16 protein-coding genes and 1 tRNA gene are annotated in these 21,909 nt (G+C 34.3%); 10 read left to right on the top strand and 7 right to left on the bottom strand.

What is annotated here, in order from left to right; translation table 11 throughout:
* Positions 1-113: 113 nt before the first annotated feature.
* Genes ACOCEA_RS09915 through ACOCEA_RS09925 form a run of 3 tightly spaced genes read left to right on the top strand, consistent with a single transcriptional unit; the run spans position 114 to position 2,123 of the window.
* Positions 114-794: an ABC transporter ATP-binding protein gene (locus ACOCEA_RS09915; RefSeq protein ID WP_420756075.1), complete on the top strand. Its 681-nt coding sequence runs from the start codon at positions 114-116 to the stop codon at positions 792-794.
* 10 nt (positions 795-804) lie between these two features.
* Positions 805-1,362, top strand: a complete 558-nt coding sequence (locus ACOCEA_RS09920; RefSeq protein WP_420756076.1) for a CPBP family intramembrane glutamic endopeptidase — start codon at positions 805-807, stop codon at positions 1,360-1,362.
* The gene (locus tag ACOCEA_RS09925; protein ID WP_420756077.1) at positions 1,359-2,123 is read left to right on the top strand and encodes a TIGR02757 family protein; all 765 of its coding nucleotides are present in this window, start codon (positions 1,359-1,361) and stop codon (positions 2,121-2,123) included. Before ACOCEA_RS09920 ends, ACOCEA_RS09925 begins: the two co-directional genes overlap by 4 nt.
* A gap of 262 nt (positions 2,124-2,385) precedes the next feature.
* On the opposite strand, the gene ACOCEA_RS09930 is transcribed toward ACOCEA_RS09925, so the two are convergent.
* Positions 2,386-3,522: a Gfo/Idh/MocA family protein gene (locus ACOCEA_RS09930; RefSeq protein ID WP_420756078.1), complete on the bottom strand. Its 1,137-nt coding sequence runs from the start codon at positions 3,520-3,522 to the stop codon at positions 2,386-2,388.
* A 785-nt stretch (positions 3,523-4,307) separates the two neighbouring features.
* Complete coding sequence (locus ACOCEA_RS09935) at positions 4,308-4,766, bottom strand: hypothetical protein (protein ID WP_420756079.1); 459 nt, start codon at positions 4,764-4,766, stop codon at positions 4,308-4,310.
* A gap of 101 nt (positions 4,767-4,867) precedes the next feature.
* Between ACOCEA_RS09935 and ACOCEA_RS09940 the strand changes: the two genes are divergently transcribed.
* The 3 genes from ACOCEA_RS09940 to ACOCEA_RS09950 are packed head-to-tail and all read left to right on the top strand — an operon-like array spanning position 4,868 to position 7,737.
* On the top strand, positions 4,868-5,326 hold the full coding sequence (locus ACOCEA_RS09940; protein ID WP_420756080.1) for a hypothetical protein: 459 nt from the start codon (positions 4,868-4,870) through the stop codon (positions 5,324-5,326).
* Between the two features lie 11 nt (positions 5,327-5,337).
* On the top strand, positions 5,338-6,024 hold the full coding sequence (locus tag ACOCEA_RS09945; RefSeq protein ID WP_420756081.1) for an SGNH/GDSL hydrolase family protein: 687 nt from the start codon (positions 5,338-5,340) through the stop codon (positions 6,022-6,024).
* Positions 6,025-6,030: 6 nt separating this feature from the next.
* Positions 6,031-7,737, top strand: a complete 1,707-nt coding sequence (locus ACOCEA_RS09950; RefSeq protein WP_420756082.1) for a phytoene desaturase family protein — start codon at positions 6,031-6,033, stop codon at positions 7,735-7,737.
* Here ACOCEA_RS09950 and ACOCEA_RS09955 read toward each other — a convergent pair.
* Positions 7,734-8,618: a phytanoyl-CoA dioxygenase family protein gene (locus ACOCEA_RS09955; protein WP_420756083.1), complete on the bottom strand. Its 885-nt coding sequence runs from the start codon at positions 8,616-8,618 to the stop codon at positions 7,734-7,736. The two genes, ACOCEA_RS09950 and ACOCEA_RS09955, sit on opposite strands and share 4 nt — an antisense overlap.
* A gap of 164 nt (positions 8,619-8,782) precedes the next feature.
* Between ACOCEA_RS09955 and ACOCEA_RS09960 the strand changes: the two genes are divergently transcribed.
* A complete protein-coding gene (locus ACOCEA_RS09960) occupies positions 8,783-10,336 on the top strand; it encodes a M28 family peptidase (protein WP_420756084.1) in 1,554 nt (517 codons plus the stop codon).
* Positions 10,337-10,473: 137 nt separating this feature from the next.
* Here the strand turns inward: ACOCEA_RS09960 and ACOCEA_RS09965 are convergent.
* A tRNA-His gene (locus ACOCEA_RS09965) sits at positions 10,474-10,549 on the bottom strand.
* 199 nt (positions 10,550-10,748) lie between these two features.
* Between ACOCEA_RS09965 and ACOCEA_RS09970 the strand changes: the two genes are divergently transcribed.
* Together ACOCEA_RS09970 and ACOCEA_RS09975 are read left to right on the top strand one after the other, a co-directional pair.
* Positions 10,749-12,809 carry a tetratricopeptide repeat-containing sensor histidine kinase gene (locus ACOCEA_RS09970; protein WP_420756085.1) on the top strand — a complete coding sequence of 687 codons (2,061 nt, stop codon included), beginning with the start codon at positions 10,749-10,751 and terminating at the stop codon, positions 12,807-12,809.
* A gap of 249 nt (positions 12,810-13,058) precedes the next feature.
* Entirely contained in the window at positions 13,059-15,140 is a 2,082-nt protein-coding gene (locus ACOCEA_RS09975) for a tetratricopeptide repeat-containing sensor histidine kinase (RefSeq protein WP_420756086.1), read from the top strand.
* On the opposite strand, the gene bshB1 is transcribed toward ACOCEA_RS09975, so the two are convergent.
* Both bshB1 and ACOCEA_RS09985 read right to left on the bottom strand, forming a co-directional pair.
* Positions 15,137-15,853: a bacillithiol biosynthesis deacetylase BshB1 gene (bshB1, locus tag ACOCEA_RS09980; RefSeq protein WP_420756087.1), complete on the bottom strand. Its 717-nt coding sequence runs from the start codon at positions 15,851-15,853 to the stop codon at positions 15,137-15,139. The two genes, ACOCEA_RS09975 and bshB1, sit on opposite strands and share 4 nt — an antisense overlap.
* A gap of 62 nt (positions 15,854-15,915) precedes the next feature.
* Positions 15,916-17,094 (bottom strand): trans-sulfuration enzyme family protein, encoded by a 1,179-nt coding sequence (locus ACOCEA_RS09985; protein ID WP_420756088.1) that lies wholly within the window; start codon positions 17,092-17,094, stop codon positions 15,916-15,918.
* Positions 17,095-17,355: 261 nt separating this feature from the next.
* Here ACOCEA_RS09985 and ACOCEA_RS09990 point away from each other — a divergent pair, with 261 nt between their 5' ends.
* Positions 17,356-18,636: a M14 family metallopeptidase gene (locus ACOCEA_RS09990; RefSeq protein ID WP_420756089.1), complete on the top strand. Its 1,281-nt coding sequence runs from the start codon at positions 17,356-17,358 to the stop codon at positions 18,634-18,636.
* Between the two features lie 4 nt (positions 18,637-18,640).
* Here the strand turns inward: ACOCEA_RS09990 and ACOCEA_RS09995 are convergent, their stop codons facing one another.
* On the bottom strand, positions 18,641-21,826 hold the full coding sequence (locus ACOCEA_RS09995) for a cytochrome c biogenesis protein (RefSeq protein WP_420756090.1): 3,186 nt from the start codon (positions 21,824-21,826) through the stop codon (positions 18,641-18,643).
* Positions 21,827-21,909 lie beyond the last annotated feature (83 nt).

Below are 21,909 nucleotides of genomic sequence, written 5' to 3' on the forward strand. Positions count from 1 at the left end.
TTTAATGTTGTTAGGTCTCTTTTAAATATTCAATTATCATTCCCCCAATTATCTAATTTCCTTAATTTAGGCCTTTGTAATTTTCCTTAAACTAATACATTAATTCTCTACTCATGATAAAAGCCTCCAATATTCATAAATATTACGGTGAACTAGAGGTTTTAAAAGGTGTTGACCTACATATTAAAAAAGGCGAAATTGTATCTATTGTGGGGGCATCTGGCGCAGGCAAGACAACTTTACTCCAAATACTGGGCACTTTGGATGTACAAACAAATAAAAGGGAAAGCACTTTGCTTATAAATAATACAGATACTACAACCCTCAATGAAAAAGAGTTAGCCCGTTTTAGGAACGAACATATAGGTTTTATCTTTCAGTTTCATCAGCTGCTACCCGAATTCACAGCGCTGGAAAATGTTTGCTTACCAGCTTTTATTAAAAAGACTCCTAAAACCGATGCAGAAACCAAAGCTAAGGAACTATTGGATTTTCTAGGGTTAGCAGATCGTTATGAACATAAACCCTCTGAACTTTCCGGTGGGGAACAACAACGTGTGGCGGTGGCACGGGCATTGGTCAATAATCCTTCAATCATTTTTGCTGATGAACCTAGCGGCAATTTAGATTCTGAAAGTGCGGATAAGTTACATCATCTATTTTTTGAATTAAGGGATAAATTTGGTCAAACCTTTGTTATAGTTACACACAACGAGGAACTTGCCGAGATGGCAGACCGCAAACTTACAATGGTTGATGGAAAAATTGTAGATAAAGAAATCATCAACGCATAATCAAAACACTATGCTGTTCATAATTTGGGAATTTGTTAAAGACCCAAAGTATATTATTGACGATCACACCAATTTGGAATACAGGTTTACCGCTATTCTAAAACTCACTGGTATTGCCATTGCATTTAGTTTTTTATTTGCACTTATCATTGGTGGTTTAGAAACTGCTCTTGAATTAAATTTTGGCAAACATGCCATGGATGACTTCTTTGAAAATTATTCTAAAACTTTTCTCTTTGGTGCTGCGGTAGTAGTAGCCCCCCTAATTGAGGAAACCATTTTTAGAGGTCCAATGGCTTTTTTTAAACATTCAAAACTTTTTCCTGTTGCCTTTTACATTTTAAACTTAGTGTTTGGTTTTTATCATATCACCAATTTTGAAATTACAACCTTGGTGCTTATGTTTTCCCCTTTATTAGTAGCTCCAAAGATTTTTGTAGGTTTTTTATTGGGTTATGTTCGGGTTAAATTTGGACTTATTTGGGCTATTCTCATGCATGCCCTTTATAATTTAATTATAGTTGGCCCAATAATACTATTTCAGATGCTGAATACTCCCTTACAATGAAAAAAGCAGCGTTAAAAGAGTTTTTAGATAGTAAGGTTGTTGCTTACAATAACCCAAAATTTTTAGAGACTGATCCCATTCAAATCCCACATTTATTTACTAAAAAAGAGGATATTGAGATTAGTGCTTTTTTAACAGCTACCATTGCCTGGGGTAATCGCAAAAGTATTATCAACAATGCCCATAGACTAATGAATCTGATGGACATGAGTCCTTATGAGTATATAATGAACCATGAAGAAGATGATTTATTAAAACTAGAAGGTTTCGTTCACAGAACTTTTAACCACACTGATCTTCACTATTTTATTAAGAGCTTACAAAATATTTATAAGGAACATACGGGTTTAGAAAGTGTTTTCACTGAAAACCAAACTACTAAGTCCTTGCAACCAACTATTTCTAAATTCAAGGAAGTATTTTTTGAACTTCCATTTGAAAGTAGAACGACCAAGCATGTATCGGATCCATTAAAAGGTTCGGCCGCAAAACGTATTAATATGTTTTTACGTTGGATGATAAGGGATGCTAACACCAAGGTAGATTTTGGATTATGGAAAGAGATTCCTCCATCCAAATTATCATGCCCTTTGGACGTTCATTCTGGCAATGTTTCCCGGAAACTTGGTCTTTTAAAACGTAAACAAAACGATGCTAAGGCTTTGGCTGAACTTGATGAAAATCTCAGAAAACTGGACCCTATTGATCCAGTTAAATATGATTTTGCCTTATTTGGTTTAGGTGTATTTGAAAAATTCTAATTTACATTTTCATACTGTTTATCAGTAGGGATTTTCATTAAGGCAATGATTGCCTCAGATTCATTTTATGCTATATTCAAAGCGTCTTGTTGGTATGGTTCGGTGAGGCACATCAAATCCGATTCTTGATCCACGAATTAGATTTTAAAATTGAATTATATCCTTTACCTTGATATACACCATTGTGCATTATCAACAATTTTAGGCAACTTTTACTTGATACTATTGTATGTAGTCTTTTAATGAAATGATGATAATCCAATCAAGATACAATTCCCATTTCGCCCAAATCCAAATTTTGTTTTTTACCACCTTCCGCTATGGACTTATATATAGCTTCTACAATTATCATATCTCTCTTTCCCATTTCTCCTGGAGCAATATTTGGGTTTCCTAAAAGGATATGTTTTGCAAAATCGTCCATTTGGAGGGCTTGCTGACTTTGGTGGGAAAAACTGATAACGTTACCATTAGATGTTCTACCGCTAATGGGTCCATAACTATGGGCAGGATCTAGCTCAAACCAACCATTTGCACAATGGCATTTTAATCTATTTCCATTGGCATTATGGGAAGTAAACATTTGGGCAACCGCTCCATTAACAAATTCGAATTGAGCTGTTATGGTCTCGTCGGTTTCCTTAAAATATTCTGGTCGTGTGCTAAATTCTTGTGCCGTAACAGAAATAGGATTCCCTCCTGCCCCATAAATGCTTGTTTGGATTGAGTAAACCCCCATGTTCATTAATGCTCCACCACCTGAAAGTTCTCTATTTAAACGCCATTGGTCTGGATTTCCTTGGGATATGTACCCAGCATCGGAAGAAACAAAATGTACTTCCCCAAAAGTTCTCTCCCTAACAAATTTCTTCACTTCATTAGTATATGGGTCAGATTGCATACGATAACCAACAGATAGCTTTACATTCGCCTTTTTACAAGCATCTATTATTGCATCACATTCCGCAACGCTAACTGCCATGGGTTTTTCACAAATAACATGCTTACCAGCCTTTGCAGCCCTAATGCAAAAATCTGCATGCATACTGTTGGGCAACACTACATAAATTATATCTATATCTGCATTATTAATAATGGAATCAAAATTCGCATAATTGTAAATATTACTATGGGGAATAGCATACTTATCCTTCCAAATTGACTCCTTTTCAGGTGTGCCTGTAACAATCCCTGCCAAGTAACAATGTTCTGTATCCAATAATGCTGGTGCCAATTGATACGTACTATAACTACCTAAACCAACCAGGGCCACACCAAGTTTTTTCTTTTGATTGCCTACTTCAGTAGCACAAGCCAAATTAGAACTACCTAATAATGAAGTTGCTATTAAACCTTTGCCAAGAGTTAAGGAAAAATCCCTACGTGTTAAATTTTTCATTTTTATAGATAAATGTCCATTCTAAAGATAATAAGAAACAGCATTAGGTTATTACTATTTCAATTTTCGATTAAACTGCTATTTTTTACACCCAAATACCCAATAATGATATTCATACGGATTGCCATAACACAGATTGCAACCATGAATGGTGGACCGTCCTAAATCTACCCCATTATATCTCTGCTTTATGGCTTTATAATACAGTGTCAAATACACATCAAAACAATGATTTAACCAAAATACCTTCTAAACCTAAAGCATACACAATTATTTATTTGATACAAATATTAACTTAAGGGAGGGGTCACTATGGGATGATTAGAATCTAGGTATCTAGGAGTTGACTAGCAATTGCCTGGTATGCAACCCAATTATTATTCTGAGCTTATTTCTCGACTTCAAAGCTTTACCCTTCCTATTATTTACTTTTTGCAAGAGGAACTTCATTTAAAACAGATAAGCAATACAATATGTTCGGCTTTATACATCCTTGAAATAATGATGATGACGATACCTATAACAGCGGAAGTCAAGCTATGGTACAAAACCTATACTTAAATGTTATGTGCAAACAGATTACTTAGATGGTACTACCGCATATTTTAAAGTAAAATATGCTAATTGCTAAGTAGCACCTAATGAAATCATGAAAGATTGTTTAAGATTTAAAGTATATAGATTAGTCCATATAATGTACTTACGAAAAGAAGACTTAAAAAAGGCAAAGATGATATTAGGGATTTTATCTTTAACACCTAAGCCAATGTCAAAAGTGCCAAATATTAGAGATCTCTTTTTAAAACCCCATTTGAGATTGCAAGCAATGGCAAAGATGTATTTAGTTCCTTGTTTGGTTTATTATGCCACATATTGCTAAAAGAATTTCCGATGGCCTGATTATAAAAAGCATCTCTTTTTCTCTTTTTACGTTGCCTAAATAGGTCAATCGTAACCCCTACGGTAGCACCACCTAGTACGGTAGCCAATAAATCGTCATTGTCCCAACCATCATATTGAGCTTTGTCAATACTTTCCTTAGCTAGTCCAATTAAAAGACTACCACCAAGAGACCCTACAAATGTCCATGTACGATTACCTTTTGAGATTTGATCTGCAACACCTGCTCCAACTAAGCCATACAAATTACCACCTAAAAAATGCAGTGCCTTATCTTCTGATAATTGAGATTGACAATAGTTTACGGCATAAAAAACTAACAGTATTAAAATACTTTTTTTCATTTCCGCGTAAATATATCAAATAGTAAATCAACCAACTTTAATTAAATCCAAAAACTAAGCAAAAGCATTTAATTATATTATCTTAGAACACTTAAAATAAAATGATGGATTTAAAGGCTTTTTTAAAGACACTTTCTTTTATGCATATTTCTCTTGTTGCGGGATTAGTGATATTTACTTTAATTGCTGTAGCACAAGGAAAAGGATTTAACACCAGTACAGAAGGTGCCGATCCTTTATTATACGTTGTACCCGTTGTTGCCCTTTTGGGCTATTTTGGAAGTCAGGCCGTTTTCAAAAAAATGATTTCAAAAGTAACATCATCGGACACTTTTGAATATAAATTGAAAAAGTATCAATCGGCTACCCATATTAGATATATACTAATAGAGGCCCCTGCATTCCTTTCTCTTTTTGTGTATTATAGTACCGGAAACGCTTTACCCTTAATTATTTCCTTTTGTTTATTGGTATATTTATTTGCACAAAGGCCTAATAAAAGCAAGATTATAGAAAGTTTACCGCTAACTAATGAAGAACGTCAAAAATTTCAATTTTAAAAAATACTAAAATGAAAAATATTAGAATTTTAATACTTGGTGTAGTGACAACCTTATTATGTAATTCTAACCTAAAAGCACAGGATTGGGCCAATCTAGAACAATTTAGGTCTGATAATGCTAAATTAGAAATTCCAGCCAAAGATGAAAATAGGATTGTTTTTATGGGAAATTCCATTACTATTGGTTGGTTACATGCCAGACCAGAATTTTTTGAAGGCAAACCTTTTATCAATAGAGGTATTAGTGGTCAAACTACCCCACAAATGCTAGTTCGTTTTAGACAGGATGTCATCGATTTACGACCCAAGGCGGTCGTAATATTGGCAGGCACCAATGATATTGCTGGTAATACGGGCCCTTCAACCATAGAAATGATCATGGATAATATAAAAGGAATGGCAGAAATGGCACATGCCAATGGTATTAAGGTGATATTATCATCAACATTACCAGCATACGACTATCCATGGAAACCAGGATTGGAACCTGCCAATAAGATTATTTCCTTAAATAAAATGATGAAGGATTATGCAGATGAAAAGGGTCATATTTATCTTGACTATTTTTCTGCAATGGCAGATGAACGTAATGGCTTGCCAAAAAAATATGCGGAAGATGAAGTACATCCAACCGTAGCTGGATATAAAATAATGGAACCTTTGGTTGAAGCCGCTATTATAAAAGCCTTGGAATAAATCAATTTGTATAAAGACACCTCTCTTAAGGATAAAACGGTTGAAAATTGGGATACCGTTATAATTGGCTCAGGCGCAGGAGGTTTGGCGGCTGCAATTTGTCTATCCAGAGCTGGTCAGAAAGTATTAGTATTAGAACAACATGAAGTTCCTGGTGGTTGGTGCCATAGTTTTTATCTCAACGGCCACAGATTCACGCCCGGGGTGCATTATATAGGTTTATTGGGTGAAGGTGAGGCTACCAGCAATTTATATAAGGGTTTAGGTATCGCAAACGACCTCGTGTTCTTTAGAATGAATCCAAAAGCCTACGAACATGTGCATGTTGGGACAAATCAATTTGACTTCCCTTCCAGTGAAGAAGAATTAGAATCTAGACTAATTTCACGTTTTCCAAAAGAGAAAAAAAATATAAAAAAGTACTTAAAACTACTTCATTTAGTTAGCGAAGAGCTCTACCTAATTCCAAATATTAAAGGATTTTGGCAAAAGTTGACACTGCCTTATCGTACAAGGCATTTTGGAAAATACGGTTTGTTTAGTTTAAAGCGCGTTATAGATTGGCACATTAAAGATCCCCTACTAAAAAATATTTTAAACATACAATGCGGTGACCACGGGTTACAGCCAAAAAAGGCCGCGTTCATATTACATGCGGCCCTAATGTTCCATTATTTTAGAGGGGGATATTACCCCATGGGTGGTGGTGGTGCCCTAGTTAAGGCCATGACAAAGGCTATCAAAAAATATGACGGAGAGGTTAGAACAAGTTCAAGGGTTAATAAAATACTATTAGAGGGTAATGAGAGAAAAAAGGCTATTGGCGTAGTTCTTGAAAATGGTAGCACCATTTATGCTAAACAAATTGTGTCCAATGCAGATGTAGGTATTACCTATCATAACTTGATTGGGACAGAAAATTTGAGCGCAAAACTTCAAAAAAAGCTAAGTAACACGAAATACTCTTGTACGTCGTTGATGCTTTTTCTAACTGTAGCAACCGATGTCACCAAATACGGTTTGGATTCTGGTAATATCTGGATTACCCCAGATAAAGATGCAGATGAATATTATGAAGCCGCCATGCAAAAAGATATTTTAAAAGGTGAAACTTTTGATGGGCTTTTTATTAGCTGTACAACTTTAAAAGACCCTACGAGTTATGACGGTATCCATCATAGCTTAGAGGTGATTACCTTTATAGATTTCACTTCTTTCAAAAAATATGAGAAAGAATCTGGGCAACGTTCCCAAGAATATTTGGAATTTAAGGAAAAGCTCACAGAAAAGATGATTGCAAGCATAGAACAAGTTATGCCTGGTATTTCCAATCATATTGTTACAAAAGAATTAGGAACTCCAATAACCAACCAACATTATATTCATACTACAAACGGTAATGTTTATGGAACGGAAAAAAGTTTAAAACACATTGGCCCGTTTGCATTTAAGGCCAAAAGTGAGATTGGGAATTTATATTTATGTGGTGCAAGTATATTGTCACATGGTGTGGCAGGTGCTAGCCATTCTGGGGTAGAGACCGCAGCTATAATTTTAAGTTGCAATCCAGAAGATTTAAAAGCCCCCCTTGCAGACCAAGAGTTAATGATTTTAGAAGCAGAGGATGATTATGGCAATTACCCTGAAAGCATCCAGAGAAAAATAGAACTACGACAAAAAAAGGCCAAGCATAAAATATCATTAGATAATTAGTAGCCTAATACTGGATATAATATTGGGAAAAACTTACCCTGCATTTTACTTCCTTTGGCTATTGGCGGAACACCTTTTAAAAGAGGTTTGTTTGTATTGGAGGTAGTACCATCTGCGAATACATTCAAAACAAATGCCCTGCGTGGGTTTTTAGATTTATTTTCAAAAGAGCCGTGAACCAATAACGGATGGTGAAATGTACCATAACCTGCTTCAAGTTCAATCGGCACTGGATTAAATTCATTCTTTTGTTCATCCGTTAAAAAATTCAATAACCCATTCATGTCCCCTGCCAGCTCCGGTGCATTCAATAGTCCCCATTTATGACTTTTGGGCACATAATGCAGACAACCATTATTTGTTGTGGCATCGTCCAAGCCCGTCCAACAAGTCAAATGTTGCATAGCAACTGTTCTTGTCCAGTATGAATAGTCTTGATGCCAAGCCACTACCCCGCCATGCTTTGCAGGTTTGCTAAAAACTTGATCATGCCAAAAACGCACTGGTTTATTTTCTAATAATTGATATGCGGCCATTATAAAAGCAGGGTTCCAAAGTACATCATGAAAACCTTTTGTTATTCGCCAATGCCCCAGTGAATGAAATAGTACAGAATCATTATCATTGGATTCATTGCTGTGAAACTCATAAAATAAATGATGACCGGGATGATGGGGGTCCATTAGATCATCCAATTCATTTCTTAATTGTATAATTTGGTGCTTTTCTAGTAATTTAATTCCTGAAACATACCCATTTTCATGAAAATGAAGTATCTGCTCCTTTGACAAACGGTAGGGTTCCCATTCATCCACAGTTTTAGGTAAATGAAATAAATCTGACACCAAATGATGATAATCGGCTAAATCTTTAATTTCCATTATTCAATTAATTATCTTACAGTAAATTACTAATTTAATAATGTATTTGCACCCATACGCAAAATACTTTTCACAATAAATACTTTAAAGAAAATTCAATCCAATTAAGAAATAGTAATTACGTCTCAACTTTTGGTTATTTTTGAAAAATTTTGATTTAAAAAATGAAAAAAATAATTTTTATTCTAGGTATAGCGCTTACTGCCTGTAATACTTCCCAAAAAACAATTGTTGCAGAAAATTCAGGAGCAGAAGTAATTGCTGTTGATCCTGCTGAGTATGCTAGTTCAATTTCTGAATCTGAACTAAAAGAACATTTATATACATATGCTTCAGATGAATATGAAGGTAGGGAAACGGGACAACCTGGACAGAAGAAAGCTATTGCATATCTAAAATCACAATATGAATTACTTGACATCCCAGCAGCCAAGGTAGATGGTAATTACTTTCAAACCGTACCATTAGAAATCGCCAAAACTCCAAGTGGAACGGCTACAATTAATGGTAATACGTATGTACTAGGCGATGATTTTGTTAGCTTCAATAGTTTGACCGCCAATTTTAATGAAATCATTTATGCAGCCTATGGTATTGAAGATGACAACTACTCTGATTTTAAAGATATTGATGTAACTGGAAAATTGGTCCTGATCAAGGATGGCGAACCTATGAATACAGATGGCACATATATCATAACTGGCACCATAGAACCCTCTAAATGGAGTAAGGATAACATGGACAGGTTTCAGGTGTTGGCAGACAAAGGAGCTGCTGCAGTACTTATGTATTCCCCTAATTTATACCCAAGAGTCCTTTCCTATTTTAATAGAACGAAAAATTCTAAATCTGGAAGGATGGAATTAAAAAATAACAACAAAGCAATTTTTAATGCTGTTTTAAATGAGGAATTAGTAAACGTTATACTACCAAAAATAAAGGATGATAACACGCCAAAATCCTTATCAATTGAAATGGATTTTAACATTTCTGGCAGTTCTACAGAAATTGAATCTGAAAATGTGGTCGCTATAATTAAAGGTTCAGAAAAACCAGATGAATATTTGGTTATCTCATCCCATTTGGATCATATTGGGATTTTGGAAAATGGTGAGATTAATAATGGTGCAGATGATGATGGTTCTGGAACAGTAGCGTTATTGGAAATTGCCGAAGCTTTTAAAATTGCAAAGGATGCAGGTAATGGCCCTAAACGATCTATAGTCTTTTTACATGTTACCGGCGAGGAAAAAGGATTACTTGGCTCACAGTATTATACAGATATTGAACCTATCTTCCCATTAAATAAAACTGTTGCCAATTTAAATATAGATATGATTGGTAGAATTGACCCTAAAAGGGAAGGCGATAGAAATTACATATATTTAATTGGTTCAGACAAATTAAGTATAGAATTACACACACTTTCTGAAACAATAAATAGTAAATATGCGAATCTAGAATTGGATTATACCTATAATGATGAAAATGATCCTAATAGATTTTATTACAGAAGCGACCATTATAATTTTGCAAAAAACAATATACCGATAATCTTCTATTTTAATGGTACGCATGCAGATTATCACAGGCCGACTGACACACCTGACAAAATAAATTATGACCTTTTACAGAATAGGTCCCGCTTAATTTTTCATACCGCTTGGGAAGTCGCTAATAGAAATGAGAAAATTAAGGTAGACAAGGCATTAAATTAATCTTTTTAAGAAAATCATTATAAGTGTCCCAGCTATTTGTTGGGACTATTTTTTTACCTTTTTTAGATGAAAAATAGACCGTTGTCAAAATAAAAAGTCCCGTAACATATTACGGGACCTTGCTTACTGCTTTATTAGGGTGGAAGACCGGGTTCGAACCGGCGACCTCTGGAACCACAATCCAGCGCTCTAACCAGCTGAGCTACAACCACCATTTAGAAGCGGTGGCAAAGGTAAATTTTTTTTCCTGATCTTTCAAACGTTTTCTGCATATAATTATCATTCAATTTAAGGGTTTATACTCATAAAATAATTGTAATTTAAAGTATTAGCATTGCCCTAAATAATTAAAAGGCCTAGACATTTGAAAACTACTGGTTACCAATCAATTGAAGTTTACAATACTTATGTTTTGCACAAAAAAAAGAGTCAAAAACGTTACACCTATTTTCTCAAAACAATACTTACAGCGTTATTTATCACATATTCTGTTTGTAGCATATCACAAGTTGATAGTATTCAGAAATTAAAAAACAGGGTAATTTCAATTAAGAAGGATAACTTAGAATTTAAAAAAGACACTGCCTATATAGACTTAGTGAATAAATTAAGTTGGGAACTAAGATATAGTGAACTGGACTCCATGCTTTTACTGGCCGAAGAAGCAAAGGATTTAAGTGAGCAATTACACTACAATACTGGTAAGATTAATTCTGTGCTCAATTTTTCCGGGTATTATTTATATACAGGAAAGGCCAACAAATGCATTGAAATGTTAAACCCAATCCTTACTAACTCATATACTAAAATTGATGATTTACAATTACTGGAAGCCTATAATCAATTGGGGCAGGCCTATTTTTCAAAATCTGAATACCCTGACTCCTTTAAGGCGTTAAAAAAAGCACTTGATATAGCCGAAAAACTTGGGGATAAGGAAAAGCAAAGTAGGCAGAACCTAAACCTTGGTGTAATGTTTAGCCTTCTAAATAATCATAAACAAGCAGAAATATATTTTGATAATGGTTTGAAAATATTTAATACCTATAAAAATGATAAAATAGAGGGGCAGCTAGCTTCCAATTTTGCCTATTGTTTGATCAAGAAGGATGAATGGGAATTGGCACTTCCAAAATTAGAATTCAGTATTGAAGTCTTTAAGAAATTAAAGATTCCAGAATGGTTGGCATTTTCTTATAACAACATGGGCGATGCTTATCTAGCGCAAGAAAAATTTGAAATTGCAGATTTATATTTTAATAAATCCTTGAAAATTCATAATGAAATAGAAGATTTAAAAGGAAGAGCTGATGCATTATTAGGTGCTGCAAAATCTAAACTAGGAATAAAAAATTATGATCAAGCTAATAATTTAATAGATAGTAGTTTAGAACTTTATAATACGATGAAGATCAAAACTGGCCAACAGAAATGTTTTACCCTTCTATATGCTCTATATAAACAAACCAATAAGCCTGTGTTGGCCCTTAAATATTTAGAAAAAGCAAATGCTTTAAGTAACAGTATAGCAAAAGAGGAAAATAACATTAACATAACTATGCTAAATACTAGGCTTGAGTTTGAAAAGGAAAAAAGTCGTATTGATAGTGAAAATAATGAAAGAATTGTCAAACAACGAAAATACCTGCAATGGTTTTCTGTAGTTTTAGTTATCTCTATTCTAGTTTCTTTTCTAATCTATAAATCTAAAAAAACAGTAAATAAACTCAATAGGAAGCTCGAAGAGAAAACAACAATACTTTCCGAAAATGAGTTCAAACTAAATCAAATCAATAAAAATCAGGACATATTGTTTTCTATTGTAGGTCACGACCTTAGAGGGCCTATAATTTCACTAAAGGAATTAGTTAAATTTACCCTAGAAAATGAATCTGGAGAGAAAGCATACATGAAATTCGCTCCTAAATTATACAAGGACCTAGAGCACATACAATTTACATTGGATAATTTGCTTAATTGGGGCCAAACACAAATGAAAGGGGCCATAACGCAAAGAATTACTATAAATATAAAAACTGAAGTTGATACTATTATAAATCTTTTTGAAAAGAACATAATACAAAAGAATATTACAGTAAAAAATAATCTTACTGAAAACATGATTGTCTATGCAGATTTAAATCATTTCAATATTATTATTAGAAACTTGATCAGTAACGCAATAAAATTTACACCAGAATATGGGAAAATTTGGGTACAAGGATTTATAGAGGACAAACTTCTAAAAATTGCCATTAAGGACACAGGTGTGGGCATGTCCCCCGAAATCTTGAAGAAAATATTTAGCAATTACAATCATTATTCATCAATTGGAACTAATATGGAAAGAGGTACTGGCCTTGGTTTACAATTGTGTAAAGAAATGATAGAAAAAAATAGCGGCACCATTTATGCTGCAAGTGAAGAAAAACAAGGCAGTACCTTTTTTGTATGCTTTCCACTAGACATATAATAACAATCTCATTTAAAGTAAACAGACCCAGAAAATAGTAGTGTTTTAATGAGCACAAAAGGAAGGATTTTTTAAAATTTATATATTACTGAATTAGCTTATATTTAAAAAGTAAAATATTTATTTTATCGACAAAATACACTTTTAGATAGATAAAACACATAAAATCAGTCGTTTCACAACATTAATTACTTTTCTTAAACAACTATAAATATATTTACATCCAATATTTATCGCTGTCCATTAATTATGAATCGAAGAATCCTTTTAATAAGGAAAAAGTTTCTGAATTTCCCTGTGTTACTGTGTGTATTTGTTTTTTTGCAAATAAACCAAGCTAATGCACAAGTAAGTTTACGTGATAGTATACTTCATGAGCTTGGTAACTTAAAACTTCAGGGGATTAAAAAATCCGATACACTATATATAGATACCATGCTAGATTTAGCTGATGAACAAAGATATTTTGTTTTGGACAGCCTTTATATTTTAGCCAAAGAAGCATTAAGTCTTAGTCAACAATCGGGCTATCTAAAGGGTGAATCAAACGCGTTTACCAGTTTAGGAACATATTATTCTGATAAGGGTAAATATGACACGGCAATTAAGAATTATAAAAATGCTTCTAAAATAGCTGATGAAATAGGGAATTCAACGCTAAAACTCTCTAATATAAACAATATAGCAGGTGAATATGGTTATATGGGTGATTATGCCTTGGCATTAAAATATTATTTACAAGGCATAGAACTGGCAGAGAATGTAAATGCGAAAATTATGCTCTCTATTATTACGGAAAATATAGCCAATCTGTATATCTCACAAAAGGATTATACACAAGCCATGATTTTTTACACAAAGGTAAAATCCTTGAACGAGGAAATTGGTGACCCCATTATTATGGCAGAAACAATGAGTAATATGGCCTCTGCATATGCCGACATGAATAATTTAGAACTGGCCATGTACAATGTCAATAATTCTATTAGAATTTTTGAGGATAAAAAAATATTGGATTGGTTGGCTTATGCTTATGAAATAAAGGGTAAAATATACCTTAAACAAGAAAAGTATAACTGGGCAATGTACTGGTACCGTCAAAGTGAGCTTTTACATAATGACCTAAACGACGATAGATCGGAAATACCGCTATTAAATGGAATTGCCAAAGCCAACTTAAAATTAAACAAAGACAGTATTTCTGAAGTATACGCAAAAAAGGCAATGGGTCTTTCTAAAAAAATAGCTGATATTTCTGGAACAAGGGAGTGTGCTGAAATTCTATATGCCATAAACAAGAAAAAAGGTGATTTTAAAGAAGCTTTGACCTATCATGAGCTTTATCAAAAAGTCTCAGATACCTTGTCCCGAAATGAAAATAAAAAAGGATTAACAATGCTCAAGACAAAAATTGAGTATGATCAACAAAAAGAACTCTTAATCTTAGAAAATGAGGAAGCGCTGGCAAAACAATGGCTATATTTAAATATAGCACTATTCCTTCTTTTAATATTTCTTGGAATAACATTACTTATTAGAAAAAATGCAAGAATACAAAAAGCCCTAAATAAAGAACTTATTTCAAAACAATCAGATCTTGAGAAAAAAGAAGAGCACTTAAAGGAATTGAACGAAACTAAAAATAAACTTTTTTCTATTATCGGACACGATTTAAGAGGGCCTATAGGAGCATTTCAAGGCTTGATCAAATTATTTAAGGAAGGTGAAATGACCAAGGATGAATTTCTAGGGTTTGTGCCAAAACTTAAATCGGATATCGATCACATTTCCTTTACCCTTAACAATTTATTATCCTGGGGCCAAACTCAAATGAACGGGTCAGTAACAAAACCACGTTCAACGGACCTTAAGCATATTGTTTTGGAAAATATTGCCTTATTAACAGAAATTGCGAATTCAAAATCCATTAAATTAATTAATAGACTTGATGATAATACACTTACCTGGTCTGATAGTGACCAAATGGATATAGTGATTAGAAACTTAATTAGCAATGCCCTTAAATTTACTCCTAAGAATGGTATGGTTACCATAGGTGCTATTGAAAAAACAAAACATTGGGAAATCTATGTAAGGGATAATGGCATTGGTATGAATGAAGAAACGATGGGTAAAATCTTCAGCAAAAGTCAAACCCATACCTCTTATGGCACCAATGATGAAAAAGGGACGGGTTTAGGATTGTCCTTGTGTAAGGAAATGATTGAAAAAAATAACGGAATAATCTGGGTCAATAGCGCTCTTAATAAAGGGTCCAGCTTTTATTTTACTTTGCCTAAAGCAGTTAAAAAATATAAAAAAACTGCTTAAATTAAATGTTCAAGTGATTCCACGGCCAACACCCTTTCTACCGTAAATCCTTCTGCATAATCCTTACCTATTAACCTACCTAAATCCTGGGCACGGTATCTTACACTTTCAATAAAAGTCTTACTACTAATTGGGGTTTCTGGTTCATTACTCTTTGGGTCATGAAACTGGGAACTATAGGCTAAAATTGCTTCTGTTTTCTTATCTATAAAATTACTGATATCGACTACAAAATCCGGTTTTAAATTTTTCCATTGGATATAATGGTATACTAATTTTGGCCGCCAAGGATCTTGTTCCTTCTGCCCTATTTTAGTTTCAATTTTCATCAATCCACTTAAAAAGCAAGCATCGCTTACTAGCTTACTTCCTTTACCGTGATCTATATGGCGGTCATCAATAGCGTTGCACAAAACAATGTCTGGACGATATTTACGAATCATCATAATTACCTTTAGCTGGTGGTTTTCATCATTAATAAAAAACCCATCCTTAAATTTTAAATTTTCCCTTACCGTAACACCTAGTATTTCTTTAGATACTTCTGCCTCCCCATCCCTTATTGTCGCAGTACCTCTGGTGCCAAGTTCTCCCCTTGTTAAATCTATAATACCTACTCTTTTTCCTAAAGAAACTTCTTTAGCGATAGTACCGCCGGCTCCTAACTCTACATCATCTGGATGAGCTCCAAATACTAATATATCTAACTTCATAAAAATTTGGTTGATCTTAATTTAGACTTGGTCGTTTGCTATTTCTAAACTTACGTTATAATTTAATTTTCTGATGGTATAGAAATATATTCTTTTACTTTTATTATGGCGTATTCAATATCCTCAATTAAATCTTCTACTTCTTCGATACCTACCGAAAAACGAATTAAACCATCTTTAATTCCCTGTTTTGACCTTATCTCTGCACTCATCAAAGCATGTGATGTTTGGGTTGGGGATAGCACTGTGCTTTCTACACCCGCTAAACTCATTGAAGATTTTATCAATCGCAATGATTTTTGAAATAAAGAGGCATCAATATTAGGCTTAAGTTCAAAGGATAACATGCCCCCAAATCCCTTCATTTGTTTTTTTGCAAGTTCATGATCTTTATGAGTGGGTAAACCAGGATAATAAACAGCCGCTATATCATCGTGATTATTTAGATAGTAAGCCATGGCCATTGCATTTTCATTCTGTGCCCTTACCCTAAGGCCCATAGTCTTAATACTTCTTTCTAAAAGCCAGACGGTATAATCACTTAGACTTCCCCCAAAATTCTTTGCCAAATGAAATATTTTATCCATATTCTTTTGCGAAGATGCCACAGCTCCGGCACAAATATCTGAATGTCCGCCCATATATTTTGTAGCACTATGAATAACAACATCAACACCAAATTCTATAGGGTTCTGATTAACAGGGCTTGCAAAAGTATTATCTATCATGGTAATTATACCATGTTTTTTAGCAATACTGGCTACCCCGACCAAATCGGTAATAGTCAGTAAGGGATTTGATGGGGTTTCCATATAAATTACCTTGGTATTATCTTTTATTTGGGTTTCAAAATCTTTTGGTTCCCAACCTTCGGTGAACGAATATTCAATTCCAAACTTTGCAAACTCCTCGGTTACTAAATTATAAGTGCCACCATAAAGCGTTTGCTGTAATACAACATGGTCTCCTGCATGTAAAAAAGCCATAAGTGCTGTACTTACTGCAGCCATACCACTGCCAAAAATTAAAGCTGCCTCTGCATGTTCTAGCGCAGCAATTTTTTTGCACAGGCCTTCTTGGTTGGGTGTATTAAAATATCGTGGGTATCGCTTTACATCAACATCATCAAACGCATAGGAAGTACTCATATATAATGGAGATACCGCGCCTTTATATTGTTTATCCACTAGCTCCCCAACATGGGTACATACGGTATTTATTCCTTTACTTTTTGAGCTCATAAATGAAAATATTAGTTGATTTAAAAGTACGAATTACAGTACACTTATCAATATTGAGATTTGGAATTATAACCTTTGATAGTATGATTCCTTAGTTATCGTGTTCAAATTAAGAATAGTATGCTTAAAGCGTGAAATTAAAATTAATTTCATAAATCAAAAATTTAAAAAAGGCCAATGGATGCTTATCCAATAAGATTTTAGTATCATTATAATTTAGAATCAATTTCTAAAAATAATAGATAAAGACATTAGTTTAGTATGAGGATTATTTATTTAGTACTTCTATTCCCAATTATTTTAATCACTTCGTGTAAAAACACGTCCAAAACCATTGGTTCTGAAAAAGTATACCAAGGCCAAGGAGCAAGTCCTGTTGTGCCGACCGTTAATAGACCTGTTCAAAGACAATGGAAAGGTATTTGGAATTTATCCAATGAAACCTATTTCACCAATGATTTTGATGGTGCGAGGCTAAATGGTGTAGCGGATGATGGCAATGATCATTATACCATATGGATAACTGCAGAAAACACGCCTATTAATGTAAGTCCTTGGTATGCATTTAAGGTTTGGACCAATAATCCAAGGGAAATTACCATAAAATTATCCTATCAAGATAGCAGAAGTAGATACTATCCTAAAATAAGCAATGATGGGAAAAATTTTAAGGTCTTGGATAGTACCCACTTTAAGATAATTAACCCAGGGGAAGGTGATTTTGGAATTAAGGCTGCACCAGAATTTACAGAAATAATCCTACAGGTGGGTAAAAATCCTATATGGATCAGCGCTCAAGAGCTCTATACCACCAAAAGGGTAAAACAATGGATAGATTCCTTATCATCCAAGCCTTTTATAACCAATTATGAAATTGGAAAATCGACAGAAAAAAGACCCATGATGCTTATGGAGATTAAAGAACAGGCAGCTACAAAAAAGGCATTAATGATTATTTCTAGACAACATCCGCCAGAAGTAACAGGGTATTTGGCCATGAAATCATTTATAGAGACCATTACCGGGGAGAGTGATCAGGCAAAAAAATTTAGACAAGAGTTCGATGTTTTTGTTGCGCCATTAATGAACCCAGATGGGGTAGATAATGGTCATTGGCGTCATAACATGGGAGGAATTGACCTTAACCGGGATTGGCAAAATTTTAATCAACCAGAAACTAGAAGTATAAAAGATTTTTTAAATAAAAAAAGTGACGAAGGATATGAGTTTGTCTTTGGGGCCGATTTTCATTCTACATGGGATGACATCTACTACCCTATTGACAGCACGGTAATTGGAAAAAAAGGTAAAATTGTGTTTGATTGGATAGAAAATATTTCAAACAGATTACCACAAAAATATACGAATATAAAACCCTCGGCAAATACAACACCAACTATGGTCTCACGAAATTACTTTTATGTGAACCATCATATGCCGGCCATTGTTTTTGAATTAGGTGACAATACACCACGGGATTTTCTAAAACAAAAAGGTCAAGTTGCCGCAGAGGAAATCATGAAATTATTGGTAGCTGATTAAGTCACTATTTTGAATAGTTCACCTTATAGCGCCAAAAGCTTAAAGCGCCTAATAAAACTACTCCTGCAACAGTGTACCAAATAAAAGTTGGTGTTATTACTTGAGCACCACTAGCGTAGCTATGTAATCCCACTAAATAAAAATTAACGCCAAAATAAGTCATCATTATACTCCCAAATGCAACTATACTTAAGAAGTTGAATGTCCATTTCCCCCTAAGTCCAGGAACCAGTCTAGTATGTATTGCAAAGGCATAGACCATAATTGAAATCAAGGCCCAAGTTTCTTTAGGGTCCCATCCCCAATACCTACCCCAACTCTCATTGGCCCATTGGCCGCCAAGAAAGTTACCTATAGTTAACATAATCAAACCAACCGTCAATGCAAGCTCGTTAATAATGGTCAACTCCTTAAGATTAATGTCCATGCGTTTTTTATTTCTTTTATTGGTTAAAAGAATTAGAATTAGGGAGACAAAACCTAAAATCATACCAACAGTGAGCGGTCCGTAACTGCCAACTATAACCGCTACGTGAATCATTAACCAGTAGCTATCTAGAACAGGTTGTAAATTTGCGATAGAGGGATCCACCCAACTTTGATGCGCAATCCATAATAACATAGCTGTTACAAATGCCGATGCTGCAATAGTCATATCATTTTTTCTACCTAATAATAATCCCATTCCCATGGTAGCCCATGCCACATATAATATACTTTCATAGGCATTACTCCATGGTGCGTGACCAGATACATACCAACGCAATACCAAACCAGCGGTATGCCAAGCAAAAAATAACAAGATGGTACCCTTAAAAAAGTAGACACCTATATTCCAAATTCCCCTTCCCTTAAATATCTGGAACAGTAGTACAAAGAACATAAGTATACCTACTAAAGCATAATATTTATACAACCGGTTAAAGATGTCCAGTTTATTATAAATTACTTCGATATTGATCTTGTTTTCGGAAGGAAGCACTTCCGAACCGTGGTTTTGTTGGTTTTGTTTAAAAGCTGCCAATAATTTATCAGCCTCGGTATAGTCCCCTGTTTTTTGAGCTTTCCCTAATGTCATCAGATAATAAGGAACTGCATTTTTCACAAAATTACCATAAAGTGAATCCGCAATTTGATATTGTCCTCCTCTATATTCTACAGCCGATATCCATTTGTTGTTTTCATCGTTAAGCAGAGGGAATATTTTCACAATATCTTGACCCAAAGCTTTATTTAATAGACTTAAACGAATATTTGCATCCTTAAAATCCTGCTCAAACTTGTTGGGGTTATTGGTTGAGGTAGCTTCCCTTAAAAAGGGTTCTAATTTGTAATTCCCCTTCTGATCAAAAAAGTCAGTTGCCTTCACATATTTTTGACCTAAAGGAATACCAATAATTTTACGTATACTGTCATTCTGAGCCTTTTTATCTAACGCTATAAATTCCGTGTTATACCAAATGGCAGGATTCATCATCATTGATAAAAATACCTGGTCAGAACTATAGCCTTGATACGTATTCTTTAAGCTTAATTTTCTAAGTAATTCTGATGAGAATGTATTAATAGGCTTCATCCTACCACCTTCATCCTGTATTACCAGCTTTCCAAATTTATCCGCATGCTCCTTATCTACCATTGAAGTACTCAACAAAGAATCTATCTGAAATTGGGTAGGAACTGTAGAAGAGTGATCATGGCCATCATCTGCTGTGTGCTCTTGGGCACTTAGTGTTATGCTTAGGCCAATTAACAGTATAAAAGTGGTCAATACTTTTTTCTTCTTCTCTTTTAACTTTTCCAAGGAATTGGCCAAATCCTTAAATCGGGTCTTTCCAAAGAACATGATTCCCATTAACCCTATATATAGCAAGAAGTATCCAATATAGGTAATCCAAGTACCCCAAAAATCATGATTTACAGAAAGTCTGGTGCCTTTTTCATCTGGATCAAAACTAGCTTGGAAAAATCGGTACCCTTTATGATCCAATACATGGTTCATGAAAATATCATAATCAAAAGGACGTTCATCATTAACGGTAATCTTACTCATAAATGAAGCATAGGCGTTTTCAGTACCTGGATGTTTCTCAGCTATAAAATCATTCAATTTAATTTCAAAGGGTAACTCATGTACTTTTGAACCATAGCGTAATGCAAAATTCAACCCACCTATAGCAAATTTATCAGTAAACTCTGTTCCACCCTTACCACCCAGTACTCTTATCTCTTTGGTTTCATTCCCACTGGTAATGGCCAAAACAAGTGCATCAGAATCAAAATCTTGTTTTTCAGCTTCAGGAATCTCAACCACACCATAACTGCCTTGAACCAAAGAATCTGGTATTACAAACTGCATATTAGCAGCATTATATAAAGACCTTAATTGTAACTGTTGCAGGCTATCTTTCTCCAAACTACCTTGAAATTGATCTGCCATTCGCATAAAGCTACCTTGAAAAGGAGATTTTATTTGATAATTGTTATTTTGAGCTAAAATATTGATGGCCCCTTCTGTTTCTTTATTCAATGCAAATAAAACCCCGTGAATACTGGCAACTTTACCATTTTCCAAAAAATGCTCATGACGTTGACCATCACCAGCTTCAACAATTTTCAAATACCTGTTCCCGGTTTCGTTTGGAATTAAGCCCTCCTTGGCACCATCAATAAAGTCAACATATGAAATGGTAAATGGTTGTCCATTGAAATCATTTTTCCATGGTAAATTGGATTTCAATGCCTCGGGAGTAACAATCAAATTATCTTCCATTATCTTTCTCCTAGGTTCTCCATTGATCTCTCCTTCAATATGGGCGGTCAAATAGGTCTTATCAGAGTAAAATACCTTTTCAGTATTTCCTTCCCTAATAGGCATCATGCCTTCAAAACTTATATATCGTGTTACAAAAGCGCCTAGTATGATCAATATCCATGAAAGGTGTAAAACCAAAACGGCCCACTTTTCTTTACGAAACAATCGGTATCTAGAAATATTACCAATAAAATTTATTACAAAAAACACCATGATTACTTCAAACCAAGTAGCATTATAAATCCAAATACGAGCTGTTTCTGTACTATACCAACTTTCTATAAAGGTCCCAAATGCCATAGCAGTGGCAAAAACAATGAAAAGAATAGACATTAAACGGGTAGAGAAGAAAATTTTCTTGAGCAAGTCTGTCATGTAAATGGACATTGGTTTTCAGCATGCAAAAATACGTCCTTTTACCATTTTAAATAAGGAAGCTACTGTATAAAACATAAACA

It is taken from the genome of Maribacter luteocoastalis, assembly GCF_048890225.1.
Lineage (GTDB): Bacteria > Bacteroidota > Bacteroidia > Flavobacteriales > Flavobacteriaceae > Maribacter > Maribacter luteocoastalis.